11 protein-coding genes and 1 pseudogene are annotated in these 14,052 nt (G+C 58.9%); 4 read left to right on the forward strand and 8 right to left on the reverse strand.

Annotation, left to right across the window (positions count from 1 at the left end; genetic code table 11):
- Positions 1-90: 90 nt before the first annotated feature.
- The 3 genes from rpsD to ACVWZF_RS09825 form a co-directional block, all read right to left on the reverse strand.
- Positions 91-702, reverse strand: a complete 612-nt coding sequence (gene rpsD / locus ACVWZF_RS09815; protein WP_011432724.1) for a 30S ribosomal protein S4 — start codon at positions 700-702, stop codon at positions 91-93.
- Positions 703-878: 176 nt separating this feature from the next.
- Complete coding sequence (gene gmd, locus ACVWZF_RS09820) at positions 879-2,015, reverse strand: GDP-mannose 4,6-dehydratase (protein ID WP_011432725.1); 1,137 nt, start codon at positions 2,013-2,015, stop codon at positions 879-881.
- Positions 2,016-2,147: 132 nt separating this feature from the next.
- On the reverse strand, positions 2,148-3,530 hold the full coding sequence (locus tag ACVWZF_RS09825) for a nicotinate phosphoribosyltransferase (RefSeq protein WP_011432726.1): 1,383 nt from the start codon (positions 3,528-3,530) through the stop codon (positions 2,148-2,150).
- A gap of 306 nt (positions 3,531-3,836) precedes the next feature.
- On the opposite strand from ACVWZF_RS09825, the gene ACVWZF_RS09830 reads away from it, so the two are divergent.
- Positions 3,837-4,907, forward strand: coding sequence for a cysteine hydrolase family protein (locus ACVWZF_RS09830; RefSeq protein WP_041436368.1), 1,071 nt, complete (start codon positions 3,837-3,839; stop codon positions 4,905-4,907).
- Between the two features lie 49 nt (positions 4,908-4,956).
- Positions 4,957-6,261 carry an ATP phosphoribosyltransferase regulatory subunit gene (locus tag ACVWZF_RS09835; protein WP_011432729.1) on the forward strand — a complete coding sequence of 435 codons (1,305 nt, stop codon included), beginning with the start codon at positions 4,957-4,959 and terminating at the stop codon, positions 6,259-6,261.
- Here ACVWZF_RS09835 and ACVWZF_RS09840 read toward each other — a convergent pair.
- The 5 genes and pseudogenes from ACVWZF_RS09840 to ACVWZF_RS09860 form a co-directional block, all read right to left on the reverse strand.
- Complete coding sequence (locus tag ACVWZF_RS09840) at positions 6,245-7,300, reverse strand: DNA polymerase III subunit delta' (RefSeq protein WP_457384408.1); 1,056 nt, start codon at positions 7,298-7,300, stop codon at positions 6,245-6,247. The two genes, ACVWZF_RS09835 and ACVWZF_RS09840, sit on opposite strands and share 17 nt — an antisense overlap.
- Positions 7,301-7,303: 3 nt before the next feature.
- Entirely contained in the window at positions 7,304-7,483 is a 180-nt protein-coding gene (locus ACVWZF_RS09845) for a hypothetical protein (RefSeq protein WP_011432732.1), read from the reverse strand.
- 276 nt (positions 7,484-7,759) lie between these two features.
- On the reverse strand, positions 7,760-8,239 hold the full coding sequence (locus tag ACVWZF_RS09850; RefSeq protein WP_011432733.1) for a hypothetical protein: 480 nt from the start codon (positions 8,237-8,239) through the stop codon (positions 7,760-7,762).
- 24 nt (positions 8,240-8,263) lie between these two features.
- Positions 8,264-10,030, reverse strand: coding sequence for a coiled-coil domain-containing protein (locus ACVWZF_RS09855; protein ID WP_011432734.1), 1,767 nt, complete (start codon positions 10,028-10,030; stop codon positions 8,264-8,266).
- 320 nt (positions 10,031-10,350) lie between these two features.
- A pseudogene (locus ACVWZF_RS09860) lies at positions 10,351-11,273 on the reverse strand (IS630 family transposase).
- Between the two features lie 178 nt (positions 11,274-11,451).
- Between ACVWZF_RS09860 and ACVWZF_RS09865 the strand changes: the two are divergent.
- Positions 11,452-11,619: a hypothetical protein gene (locus tag ACVWZF_RS09865; protein ID WP_083757636.1), complete on the forward strand. Its 168-nt coding sequence runs from the start codon at positions 11,452-11,454 to the stop codon at positions 11,617-11,619.
- A 104-nt stretch (positions 11,620-11,723) separates the two neighbouring features.
- Complete coding sequence (gene recJ, locus ACVWZF_RS09870) at positions 11,724-14,000, forward strand: single-stranded-DNA-specific exonuclease RecJ (protein ID WP_011432736.1); 2,277 nt, start codon at positions 11,724-11,726, stop codon at positions 13,998-14,000.
- Positions 14,001-14,052: the final 52 nt, after the last annotated feature.

The following is a 14,052-nucleotide window of genomic DNA, read 5'->3' on the forward strand; positions in this document are numbered from 1 at the left end:
TTCTCGTTTTGACAAATTGGCCAGGAACTTCTTGAGTTTTCTCTATCTCGTCAGTGCTCTCTTTTGGCTCAAATGAAAGATCAACACAACCTAGAGCTTGCGGGAATAGAACTCAACCACCAAAAGCTCGTTGACCGGGGCGCAAATTTGCTCGCGGGGGGGCAATTCCTTGATGCGTCCGCGCAGCTTTTCTTTGTCAAACTCCAGGTAGTCCGGCAAAAACAACCCCGGATACTCCGCGTAGGCGGCCACCAGCTTGCGGGAAGATTCCTTGTTTTTTACTGTAATCACATCCCCCACTTTGCAGCCATAGCTGGGAATGGTTACCTTTTGGCCGTTAACCTCTATGTGGCCGTGGCTCACGAGCTGCCGAGCTGCCGGAATGGTTGGAGCCATGCCCAGACGAAACACGATGCAATCCAACCGCATTTCCAGCATTTGCAGCAAGGCCAAACCGGTGGATCCCTTGGAGCGCCGTGCCTTGCGCATGTAGCGGATCATCTGCCGCTCGCTCAGCCCGTAGTTGAAGCGCACCTTCTGCTTTTCTTCTAAGCGAATGGCATATTCGGATTTTTTCTTGCGCTCGGCGCCATGCATACCGGGCGGGTTGGTATTTTTGGGGCGCTTGCGCGTCAAGCCGGGCAGATCAAGTCCCCCGAAGCGACGAATAATTTTTAGGCGGGGGCCTGTGTAGCGGGACATGCGGGCATTTCTCCGAAATCAGCAAACAAAGTCAGCAAGAGATGGTCAGCTGGGGAGCAAGAGGACGAGGCACCAAAAGAATCGGCGATCTACTATATTAAGCGTTTAGTTCCTGCTTTGGACAAGGGGTCAAGGCTGTCTTTTGGGATCCCGTCTCCACCGTTGTATTCACCCTGTCAGTCGTAGTGAACCCCCAGCTGGGTGCGGATGAAAGCGCGATCTTCGCTGAGCAGGCCGTTGAGGGTGCGCCGTTCCCCCAAGATGGGATCCGGATCCAGGCCGATGGCTTCCAAGTCGGCCAGCACCATCAGCTCCACCAACTGCGGGAAGCTCACCTTGGGCTCCCATCCTAGGACTCGCTTGGCTTTTGAAGCATCCCCCAACAGCAGATCCACCTCGGTTGGGCGGTAGTAGCGGGGATCGATCTCGATCAACACTTGGTCTTTGTACAGCCCCTGTTCGGCTTGGCCGGAGCCTTTCCAGGTAATCGGCAGGCCCACCAGCGCGAAGGCCCGTTCCACAAACTCGCGCACAGTGTGGGTTTCCCCGGTAGCCAGCACATAGTCATCCGGCTGGGGTTGTTGGAGCATCATCCACATCCCCTCGACGTAGTCTTTGGCGTAGCCCCAGTCCCTCTTGGCATCCAGGTTGCCCAGGTAGAGCTTGTCCTGTTTGCCGGCCACAATGCGGCTGACGGCGCGGGTGATCTTGCGGGTTACAAAGGTTTCCCCTCGCCGTGGGCTTTCGTGGTTGAACAAGATACCGTTGCAGGCGAAGAGGTTGTAGGCTTCGCGGTAGTTGACCGTCTGCCAGTAGCCGTACACCTTGGCACAGGCATAGGGGCTGCGCGGGTAGAAGGGGGTGGTCTCCTTTTGCGGGATCTCCTGCACCAGGCCGAACATCTCCGAGGAGCCTGCCTGGTAAAACTTCACCCGGATCCCGGTGCGCTGCTGGTAGTCGCGGATGGCCTCTAGAAGACGCAGCGTGCCCATGGCCACTGCATCAACAGTGTATTCCGGCGCATCAAAGCTCACCCGCACGTGGGATTGGGCCCCCAGGTTGTACACTTCCGTCGGCTGCACCTGTTCCAGGATCCTGCGCAGGGTGGTGCCATCCGTGAGATCCCCGTAGTGAAGGAATAGCCTAGCCTGGGGGTCATGGGCATCCACGTAGATGTGGTCGATGCGGTCGGTGTTGAAGGTGCTGGCGCGGCGGATGATGCCGTGAACTTCGTAGTTTTTCTTCAACAACAGCTCGGCCAGATAGGAGCCATCCTGTCCGGTGATGCCGGTAATTAGGGCACGTTGGGTCATAGAGCTGGGGGCAAAGACTAGGAAAACACCAAAAATCAAAATGGCCTGAGGCTCAAGTCCAATGGCAAAACTCAAACCTCAAAGCGGAGACCTTGAAGCTAGAACATTATAGTGCAGCGGGACTCCTTCTCCTCAGGCAGGGCCCGCCGAGGCACATTCCTGGCCAAGGGTGTGGTCTTTCAACCGTTGCAAAGCGGCAGTCAGGGCTGTGGGCCAGGGATCCGGCTGGCGCAGTTGTCGCACTCCCTGGGGCAGGCACAGCACAGAGGCGCGGCTGGTGCGGGCAATGGCTTCCAGATCCGGCAAGGGATCCAGCAGCAGCCCTTTTTCCATAACTTTGCGCAAGAGCGGTTCGTAGCCAGGAGGCGGGGGCTCGTCAGCATGGCCCAACAAGTCTCCTTCAGGGCCGCGAAAGATCTGCTTGCGACCGGGAAGGGTGGCTTTGGCAAAGGAAGCTTTGGCCACTGGGATCCCATTGATTTCCACCAATTTGTACACCCCGTTTACGCCTTCTCCAGTTACCAGGCGGGTGCCCACCCCATAACCGCTGATGGGGGCTTGGGAGCGATGCAGGCGCTCGATCTCGTATTCGTCCAAATCCCCACTGACGAACACCGGGGCGCCTTGAGGCAAAATTTGTTTCACCCGGCGAGAGAGATCTTCCAAATCTCCCGAGTCGATGCGCACCCCGCCGATTTCCCCCTGGGATCCCAGTTGATCTGGGCTTCTGGCCGCAAAGAGCTGGGCTGCTGTGCGCGCCCCTTGGATGGGATCGTAGGTATCGATTAGAAGCGCAGCTTGGGGAAAGTAGCGCCGAAAGGATTGAAAGGCGCGGGTTTCGTCTCCCGAGAGAGCAGCAATGGCCATCACTAGGGAATGGGCCATGGTTCCTGCCGGCTTGCGCCCCAATTTCAGGGCTGCCAAGACGTTGGAGGTGGCATTGAACCCTGCCGCCAGAGCCGCCCGGGCTGCCCACAGCCCCGCCTGGGGACCAAAAGCTCGCCGGGTGCCGAACTCCAACAAAATGGCCTCATCCCCTGCTGCATCTCGCATACGGGCCGCCTTGGTGGCGATCAGGGTCTGGTAGTTAAAGGTGGACAGCAAGTAAGTTTCCACCAGTTGGGCTTGCCAGAGGGGGGCTTCCACCCGCAACAGGGGCTGGTTGGCGAAAATGGCGGTTCCTTCCGGCACCGCCCACACATCCCCCTCAAACCGGCAGCGGGCCAGCAGCTCCCAAAAGCGCTCCGGCGCATCGGCGAAAATGCCCGTTTCCCGCAGCGCTCGCAAAGCCTCGGGGGCGAAGCTCAGTTGCTGCAGATAGTCCACTGCCTGGGTGAGCCCCATGGCGATTAGGTAGCCATAGTCGGTGGGCAGCCGCCGCACAAACAGCTCAAAGGCAGCGGGCTGAGACTCTAGCCCTTCCCCCACGTAGCAGGCGGCCATGGTGAACTGGTACAGGTCGGTTAGCAGGCCATAGTCTTGGGGCCGCAACGACGAGAAATCAGGGCTCAACATGAAAAACCTCGGGGCAGAAGCCAGTGGGGAACGGCGGGATCGAGCAGAGGGCTGTTGCGAAGGTTATAGTGAAACTTACCATAAGTAAGGCTGCTTGTAGGGATCCACCAGAAGCATCACAACCCCAAAAAACCCTAAAAATCGGCCTCGACAAGACACCAAACCCAAACTCAGCCAGAAATACAGGCGGCCATCTGGACAAAATCTTGCCCCCAACTTATAGTGAAACCAACCATAAGTGTTACCCGTCCAACTCTATCGAGCGGGTGCAAGCCTGGTCAATCCAGCCCCCACCGGAAGAACGCCATGAATACCACTCTACAGGAGCTAACTGTTAAGGCTCCAGCGGGCCTTCCCCCCCACTTTGATCCGGAGCGGGTGGGAGAGATTTGGCGCGTGCCCTACCAACAGCGGGCAGCAGAAGCCGAGCTCTGGGCCAAGGAGCAAGGGATCCCGCCGGCAGAGGCGGATCGGGTGCGGGTGGGCTTGCTGCTCATTGATGTGCAGAACACCTTTTGCATTCCCGGCTTTGAGTTGTTTGTGGCCGGTTCCGGCGGATTGGGAGCGGTGGAAGACAATCGACGGCTTTGTCAGTTCATCTACCGCAATTTGGCTTGCCTCACCCAGATCATTGCCACTCTCGACACCCACACGGCCATGCAGATCTTCCACCCCGTCTTTTGGGTGGACGCGCAGGGAGCCCATCCTGAGCCGGCCACGGCCATTTCGGCAGCCGATATCCGCTGCGGACGCTGGCGGGTTAACCCCGCCATGGCTGCCAACCTCACCCAGGGGGATCTGACGCGGTTGCAGGTCTACGCTCTGCACTACGCCGAGCAGTTGGAGCAGGGGGGAAAATATCCCCTCATCGTCTGGCCCTACCACTCCATGCTGGGGGGGATTGGCCATGCCCTGGTGCCAGCGGTGGAGGAGGCGATTTTCTTTCACGGCATGGCCCGCTGCAGCCAGCCCAGCCTGCAGCTCAAGGGAGCCAATCCCTTGACGGAAAATTATTCCGTGCTTAGCCCGGAGGTTTTGACTGGGCCGGAAGGGGATCCCATCGACGAGAAAAATGAGCTCCTCATCCACCACCTGCTGCAGTTTGACGCCCTGATCGTGGCTGGCCAAGCCAAAAGCCACTGCGTGGCCTGGACGGTGAGCGACCTGCTGCAAGAGATCCAGGCCACGGATCCCAGCTTGGCCAAGAAAGTCTACCTTCTGGAGGACTGCACCTCGGCGGTGGTGATCCCCGGCGTTGTGGATTTCAGCGAACAGGCGGAGGCCGCTTTCGCCCGCTTTGCGGAAGCAGGAATGCACCGAGTGCGCTCCACGGATCCCATCTGGGAGTGGCCTGAGTTTCCCCGGGATCCCAGCTGACCTCCAACATCCGGTATGATGCAGCAGGATCCTCTGCTGGAGCAGCCCTGTGTACGGTCGCGGTAGCGGTGCGGAGCACTCTCGCGGTAGCGGTGCGGAGCACTTTTGGGATCCCCGCCCTGAGGCCAGTTCCACCGTCTCCAGCAGTCTGCGCCCCCCCAGCGGTGCCCGGGATCTCCTGCCGCGGGAAGTACAACGGCGGGAGAAGCTGGAGGCTCAGCTGACCCGGGTTTTCCGGCGCCATGGCTACCAGCGCATCATCACTCCCACCCTAGAGCGGCTGGAAACGCTGCTGGCGGGGGGATCCATCCGCGCTGAGTCGGTGCTGCAACTGCGGGATGGCGAAGGGACGATGCTGGGGCTGCGCCCCGAGTTCACTGCTTCCATTGTGCGGGCGGCAGCCACCCGTCTAGCCGGTGGGCCTTTGCCGTTGCGGCTCTACTACCACGGCAGCGTTTTTCGCAACAGCCGGCGGGAGGAGGGATCCTACAGTAGCCAGGAGTTTTTTCAGTCCGGAGTGGAGCTGATCGGGGCAGGGGGATGGCTGGCAGATGCCGAGATTCTGCTGCTGCTGGCCGATTGCATTCGCTCGGTCGGCATCTCCTCTTGTGAGTTCTCTTGGACGCTGTTGCTGGGAGATGTCAGCCTCACCGAGAGTTTGCTCAGCGCCGTTGCCCCCACGGCTCAAGCGGCAGTACGCCGTGCCATTGCCCAGCTCGACTACGTTTACCTGGAATCGGCCCCTCTGCCGGAAGCCGCCCGCCAGATTGGCTTGCAGATTCTGGGGCTGCGGGGCCAGCCCGGCTCAGTTCTTTCTGACCTGGCTCAGTTGCCTGTCCCGCCTGAGCGGCTGCGGGATCTGCGGCAGCTCTGCCAGGTGCTGGAGGAACATGGGGTGCGGGTGGTGCTGGATCTGAGCTTGTTGCAAACCCTGGCCTACTACACCGGCATCGTTTTTCAGGCGGTGGCGAGCGGGGAGATCATTGCTCTGGGGGGACGCTACGACCGGCTGTACGCCCTCTACAGCCCTCAGCAGGTCGAACAGCCGGGGATCGGCTTTACCCTTCTGCCGGATACGCTGCTCCGGCTCTTGCCCCCCGATCCCCAAACCGAGGAGATGGGCTGCAAACGGTTGGTGGTGCCCCTGGTGCCGGCAGGGATCCCGGCGGCGCTGGCCTTGGCCGCCCGCTGGCGAGAAGAGTGCACCGCACCGCTGACGCGAACGGAGGCGGTGGAGCTGGAATTGCTGGATCGGGCCCCTGAAGAGATCGAAGCCTATGCCCGCCAATGTCGGATCCCGGAGATCGCCTGGGTACAAGCCGACGGCAGCTACCACATCACCCACCCGGGCTAATGCTGGCAAGGTTGACCTCCCAACAGAGACGGGGCTGCACCAGTTGCAACAGGTGTTGGCGAATGCGTTCCAACTGCCGGATGGCCCTCTGCACCCCTGGCGCAAACGGCTGACGGGATCCCTGCGCCCAAAAATGCTGCTGCAAATAATCGATCAGCCACAGTTGTGCCGGCAGCTCCAAACTGGCCACCGCTCTGCCCAATTCCAATGCCTGCTGGAGAGAAGAGTGCCAGGGCCAACGTTTGAGTTCCTCAAGGAGCGACGGCGGGATCTGCTGCAGGTGCTGGTGGGCCAGCAAGGCCAAGCCGGGGCTGCCCTGGGCCAAGGCAATCAGCTCGGATCGAGGGATCCCTGCCAGATCTGGGCAACCCAACCCACTCAGCACCCGGTCGACCTCTTCTGGGCTGAGGCGGCGAAAAGGCACCATCTGGCAGCGGGACAACAGCGTCGGCAGCAGGGAGGCCGCCTGGGGGGCGATGAGAACAATGTGGGCCGGGCCGGGCTCTTCCAGAGTTTTCAACAAAGCATTGGCAGCGCTTTCCGCCAAGGTTTCGGCTCCCTCCAGCACCACCACTGCTCGGGATAGCGGGGCGGAGCCCTTTCGCTGGGCTCGAATCGGCTTGCGGGCACAGAAGCGGGATACCCCCTGCACCTGCTCCAGGCGAATTTGGGGCGGCGAGCGCCGTTGCAAGGTTTGCGCCTCCGGGGAGTCTGCCGCAATTAGGCGGCCTTGGTGCAGGTAGGTGGGGCTGACCCAGTGGAGATTGGGATGGTTGCCCGCCAGCAGCCAACGGCAGTGGGAGCACTTGCCGCAAGGGATCCCGGAGCTGGATTCGCACAAGAGGGCCTGGGCAAACCAACGGGCCATCAGCTTCCGCCCCACCCCTTGGGGGCCCAAGAAGCAGTAGCTGGAAGTCACCCGCCCCTTCTCCAGGGCCGCCACAAGCAGTCGTGCCGCCATCTCCTGCCCGACAATGTGCTGTGGAGGCAAGACCTTCATCCGCTTGACGGTCTCGGCGCTCGGACGGAGTTCTGGCATATCTCAGCATCCGCTGGCAGAAGCTGGCAGGAAATGTTTGCGAAAATACTGCAGCGTCTCCGGTCGCAATAACCCCCGCTCCACCAAGGGATCCCCCCAGTGGGGCGAAGATTCATCCATCGGCGGCAAGGACTCCAGCACTTCAGCAGCCAACAAGTCGGCAGCCTTGAGGAACTGATACATTTACGCTGAACACTGCTGAACATCACTGTTCAACTATGCAGCGATAGCATTCTGTTTGTTTCCATTCGCGTTAGCGGGACGGAGTCCAAACAGAATGGCGGTATCCCGCAAAGCTTTGAGTAGAATACCCAAAGCGCAGTTTCCGTGTCGTCTTACTACCAATTTTCTGCTTTGCTTTGGCTACCATGTTGGCAGACTCGAAAGTAAACAGAAAGATCAACTGGTAGTAATCCGTACTGAACATATTATACATTATTTTCAGTATAGTTGAGCTTATTATTGACTAGAGTCATGCTCTCCCACCGTGCGGCACCCCGACAAACGGGCAGAATACCCCCCATCCGCAAAGAACTTGAAAGTGCTATGCCTCCGGCACCCTACCGGGAACCGCACCGCTACCGCGACCGTGGTTGCCTTCAGGCCGGTACACTCGCCAATGACCGCGGTCAGCTTGCCCCCCGACTGTTGCCAGCGGCTGAGGATGTCTTGGATCTGGGGCCGATCCAGCAAGCCCGCTGCCTGCAAGTTTTGGAACAGATGCCTGGCCCATGGGGTGAGTTCTGCCAACAAGGGATCCGTCGGCGTATCCTCAGGAGTGTCGGCGTCGGTCTCGGGTTCCTCCGGTCTCCCCGTAAGGACTGCGTTTCGCTCACGCAAGCGTGCTGGCTCATCTTTGGCGGTTGAACCAGAGAAGTTGGCTGCTCTCAACTGAGCCTGCGCTGCCTCGGCGATCAGCTTTTGCTGTTCGTAACTCACCTGCAGCAGACGGTTGCGATCGCGTTAGCGGTGCGGAGCACTTTTCTGCTCAATCTTGAGATTCTCCTGTAAAGTCTCCAGGCTCTGCCGATAGGCCGCTAGCAGCTCTCGCGCGTCTCGCAGTTCCACCGTCAAGTTGGCCTGCTGCTGTTGAAGGGCGCTGAGGCGGGATCCCGTGGTTTTCAGTTGTTGTTGAGCTTGCTCCAAGGCTTCTTGGCGGGCTTGCAGGGATCCCTCCAGTTGGACAATGCGCTGGTCGGCTTCGGCCTGTTCTGTCCTGAGCTGAAGGATCAGGGCTTGGCTCTGCTGTAGTTGCTCCTCCAGTTGGGCAATGTGCGCTTCGTAGTCACGGTTGGCTGCCATCAGCCGCGCCATTTCCGCTTGCAGTTGTTGTAGCTGCACCTGTAAGCTTTCCACCTGCTCTGGGGGAACATAGCCGGAAAGCCGCGCCATTTGGGCCTCGTGCTCTTGCTGTAACTGAGCGTAGCGCTCTTGCCACATCTGCAAAGCGGCCCTCAGCTCCGCAATCTGTTGCTCCAAGGCGGCAACCTGCTCTGGCCAGAAGGAATCCAGATGCCGGGATAGAGCAGCCTCTGACTCTGCAGCTTGCTGGGCAAGTTGGGCCTGCAACTGATCCCGCTCCGATCGGAGCTGCTGGATTTGATGAAGCGCTGCCTCCAATTGGGCGCGTAGGTCAGCCACAACGCTGCTGGGCACCGAGTCCAACTGGCGTTTCTGCAGAATCTGGATTTGCTCTTGCAACTGCTCCAGTTCCGACTGATAGCAATCTCGCTGGGTTTGCAACTGCCGCTGCGCCTTCTGCTCGGCAGCGCGGGCAAGGGCCAGCTCCGTTTCTAGACGTTGCAGTTGTTCCCGCCAAACCCGCAAATCCTGCTGCAGCGTAGCCTGGTGCTGGAGCTCCGCCTGCTGGAGACGAATGGTGGCTTCCAGTTTTTGAATGCGCTGCTGATACTGGTTTTGAAAATCGGCAATCTGCTGGTTCATGTTGGCCAGGATCCGATCCCATTCCTGTTCCTGGAGCTCGATTTGTAGCTGCAAGGCTTCCACTTGCTTGCGGTAGTCGGCCAAGGTGGCCGGTTGAGGCTCATCGGCAAAGGGATCCGAGGCCGCCGCAGCCAATGTTCCAGGGATGGGATCTCCCCCAACTGCGGATTCGAGACTCGATGGCTGAATTGTTCCCTCGCAAGGGATCTTGGCCTCTTCGGGTACAGCCAAATCCTGGGCCAGAGCTTCTCGGCCAGGAGTTGCCGCTCTTTGGGGGGTAAGCTGAACCTCGGGTTTGGGATCCCTGGCCAAAAAAGGCTGCAGCGCCTCCCACGCATTGGGGGAAGCCATCCGCTGCAGTTGCACCTGGACATCCAAGGCGCGATCCAAAATGGCGGGCTGTACCCAACCTTTCCAGGTGAGGATTTCCCCCAATTTCCGCCCATAGCGACGCTGTTGAGCCAGAGCAACCCGCAATTGCTCGAAATCCAAATGGCCCAGTGCCACCAAAATCTCTCCCAGAGAAAGAGACTGGCTGGGCAGGAAGCGGTAGAGATCAGCCAGAGTGAGCCAGCCGCGCTCGAGACACACTTCTCCCAACTTGAGGTGGTTTTGCTGTTGCTCTCGCAGAGCCTGAGCCAACTGGGATTGGGAGATCAGACCCGCCCGCAGCAAACGCTGTCCCAGCGGTAAGCTCGACTCAGCCCCGTCGGCAGCAGCACCCCGCCCCTCCAGAAAGGGGAATGGGGTAGAGCCACTCTGGGAGGAAGAGGAGCGCGGAGGCATCAATAAAGTTCCCAGTTTAGGACTGTGTTGTTGCTGTACTTTAGCTTATCGCCCCTCAGGATAAAGCACAAAGAGATGCCAACGCCACATTGACCAGAAAACTGGGTTACAAGCCCCGCCCTTTATGACGGCTTCTTGATACAGTAACTGCGAACTCCGCCAGCTTGTTCGCCTGCGGCGGCACTGAGTGCTTCGTGGTGCAGTACCTCTTACTAGAGGGACATTAGAGGGACAAAGTATCTGGGAGTCTCTTCCCAGTAATTAGGGCGGCGGCATCCCTCTTCGTGCATAGGGATGGAGCAGTACAGCCTGTTAAGGAATCAAGGGGCACAGTAGCAACACCTAGCAAACCAACTTCGGAAGCAGAATGGATTGATGAGTAGTCAAGAGGTCTCTGCTATCTGCTCCATCCCATACTTCCCGGCTCTGGAAAACTGCCGGATAAAAGGCTTCAATACCGACCACATCCTCTCAATCGGATTCAACTCTGGTGCATACACGGGCAGGTCTATGATCCGCGCACCTGTTCCTTGAATCAAACCCTCCACTTCCGAACTCTAATCACCACCTTCCGCGCATCCAGTTCCGGACATGAGTCACTTTGCAAAAACTCCAGAAAATTGCTCTTCCGCATTCCACCCTTGATAACACAACAGCCTACTGCCTCTCTCCAGGAAATAGCTTCAATAATCTTATGTTTTTTCCCTTTGCATCTCTGACGGTAACTGTAAGCTCTTCGACTGCGTAAACTCCGAGATACCCCTCCGTTCCATTGCCTCTCACACCCTTGTCTGGTCTAGAATAGCTATATCTTCCACTGGTATATTCTTGACTTCTTAACTATAGGCTAATTGTTGCCTTTGCACCTCCTCTTCTCTGATTTTTACACTGCGGTAATTCTTTTTAGCGTCATTCCTCGCTTTTTTAAAAAGTTGTCTATCGTAACAGCACTCACATCAGTATCCAGTTGCTCTCGTAGCAGTTCTTGATACTACCACGGATAATAGTTCAGGCGCCTTTCAATGACCGTCATAACTTCTTGCCGGTGTTGTTCCAGAATACCTACTCGCTTTGTGCCGACTTTCTTGGGGGATAAATCCTGAGTTTGTTGATACTGATGCACCCAGTGGTGCAGTGTTCTTTGGGTTACCATGAACTGTTCCGCTACCTGGCAAGTGGAGGTCTTGCCTGCCTGATAAGCTGCCACAACTCTTTGGGATAAATCTAACAAATAGGTTGGTATATATCTCTCTTTTCTCTTGGATACTTGTATCCTAATTCATAGGCTGTAATCGGTGAATTGCCAAAAATGATTCTGATTCTTGTTTCAGCATCGTTGCTGAGCAACCGCTAGGGTGTAGAGACGCGGATCTTCGACAAGAGGATCCCTAGGAAAAAACGAGAAAGAAGGAGAGAAAATCATGTCTGCCAGCACCCTTGTCCGTTGCGCCTGTGAACACTGCAACTGCAGCTTCGAGAGCAGCCAAGGCTATCGCTACGAAGGTCAACTCTACTGCAGCGAAGCCTGTGCCACCCACAATCACGAGCACCCTTCCGCCTGCTGTGTGGCTTCTCACTGCTGCCAGTAGGGTTCAAGGTAGCCCATCATCCCCAGCCCTTTCCTCTGGGATCCATTTCCCCCCTGGGCCGTTTTTGATAGGCTCCTAGGAACCTTTATCCCTGTCGAGCTTGCATGGAATACCGCTGGGAGCTGCTGCCCACTCCCCCCCAGTTCAATCCGCAACTGAGCCGGGAATATGGCAAGTATGCGGCCAAGGTGATGGCTCTGCGGGGTCTGCACACCTGGGAGCAGGCGCAGGCCTTCGTGGATCCCGAACACTATTCCCCCACACCACCAGCATCCCTGCCGGATCTGGAGCGGGCGGTGGCGCGGCTGCTGCAGGCACGGGAAAGGGAAGAGACCCTGTGCATTTGGGGGGACTTTGACTGCGATGGTGTCACCAGTACCAGTCTCCTCCTCTCGGCGTTACAACCCTTGGGCTTCCGAGTCCAGTTCTCCATACCGCTGCGCAGCACCGAGGGGCACGGGCTCAATCCTCAACGGCTACAGCAGGTGCTGGCCCAGGGCTGCCAAGTGATCCTGACGGTGGATTGCGGGGTGGGCAATGCTGCCGAAATTGCCATGGCCCAAGCCCAGGGGGTGGACGTGATCGTGACGGATCACCACATGCTGCCGGATCCCTTGCCCGCTGCCTATGCGGTGGTCAACCCCTTGCGATTGCCGGCTGAACATCCGCTGCGCTTCTTGCCGGGGGTGGGAGTGGCCTACAAGTTGGCGGAGGCGCTCTACCAAGCCCTAGGGATCCCTGGTGTCGAGCAGCACCTGGATCTGGTGGCGGTGGGAATTGTGGCCGATGTGGCGGTGTTGCAGCGGGAGTGCCGCTACTTGGTGCAGCGGGGCCTGCCGGTGCTGGCCAGTACGCAGCCCAGTACGCAGCGTCCGGGGCTGCAGGCTCTCCTGGCTCGGGTTGACAACGGCCAATCCCAGGGGGTGCCGACAGCCCAGGATATTGCTTTTCGCATCGCCCCCAAGTTGAACGTCATTGGCCGCTTGGAAGACGCCAGCTTAGCAGTGGAGCTGCTGACCACCTCCGATCCAGAGCGGGCCCAGGCGCTGGTGCAACGGTTTGTTGCCCTTGACGAAGAGCGCCGGCAGCTCACCCAGCAAGTGATCCAAGAGGCCAGCCAACAGGTAGAGAGCTTGGATCTGACCCGGGAAGGAGCCATTGTTCTGGCGGAAGCCGGCTGGAACCCAGGGGTTCTAGGGATCGCGGCGGCGCACTTGGTGGAGCAGTATAACTGCCCAACGGTGTTGATCGCCAAAGACGAAGCGGCGGGACGGGGCTATGGGTCGGGCCGTTCCCTGCCAGGGGTGAACCTGGTGGAGGCCATCGAGGCCGTGCGCCCCCTCTTGCGGCGGGGAGGCGGACACCCCATGGCCGCCAGGATCCAAGTGGATCTGGCTTGCCTGGCCGCTGTGCAACTGGCGTTGCAGCGGGAGCTGGCCGCGCGGGTTAGCCCGGATCAGCAGGCTCGCGCCTTGGCGGTGGAGATTATCCTCGACTGGGAGCTACTGGTCTCTCAGGATCGGGATGGGGTGGCAGAGCTGGATGAGGTGTATCGGCAATTGCAGCTTCTGCAGCCCTTTGGGCACGGCAACCCCAACCCCGTCGTTGCCTTGATGAACTTCCGTCCCAATAGCTCCAACCTGGGAGTCTCCCGCAATGGCCGCCACCTCAAGTTTGAACTCCAAGGCTCGCCGGGATCCCGTACCCTGTGGTTTTGGCAGGCCGGAGAAGAGCTGGAGCGTTGGCAAAAATGCCAAGCTTTGGACATCGCCCTCCAGTTGGAAGCGGATGACCGGGGCAAACAGCCTTGGCAGGGCAAGGTGCTGGCAGTGCGCCCTTCGGGAGAGTGGCAGGCACCCACCCTTTCTGCTCCCCCCATAGAGATCCAAGATTTTCGGCAGAAACCCCTGCCGGATTCGCTGAAAGGGGCCATCTGTTACGACGGGCAGGAGGCCGAGAACCTTGTTCCACCACCAAAAGGGGCAAAGCTGGTGCTGGCCCGCTGGCCCTGGCTACCGGCGGACTTGGCCCAACTGCTGCAACAGGTACAGCCCCGAACCCTGATCCTGGCCGCTTCTGCCTCCCCCTGGGATCAGATCCCCGCCCGAGTCAACTGGCTGATGCAACAGTGGCAGGCAGGCCGACGGGATCCCGACGAGCTGGCTGCGGCAACCGGCTTTCCCCGGCAGTGGCTGGCGGAACTGGACAGTCCGGAGCAGATCCCCACGCTGCTGATGGGCCGCCTTCAGGAATCCCAAGCCTTTCACCGCTGGCTGGACGAGGCTAGCCTCACCCAGATTGCCCAACTGTGTCAGCGGCTAATGCAATCGGATCCCCTCTCAAGAGAGACAAGAGAGAAAAGAGAAAAGAACGGAGAGTAGTGAGAAGGGAGTATCCTCACTCCTCTCTCCTCACTTCTCACTCCTCATTGTT

It is taken from the genome of Thermostichus sp. OS-CIW-30, assembly GCF_054060215.1.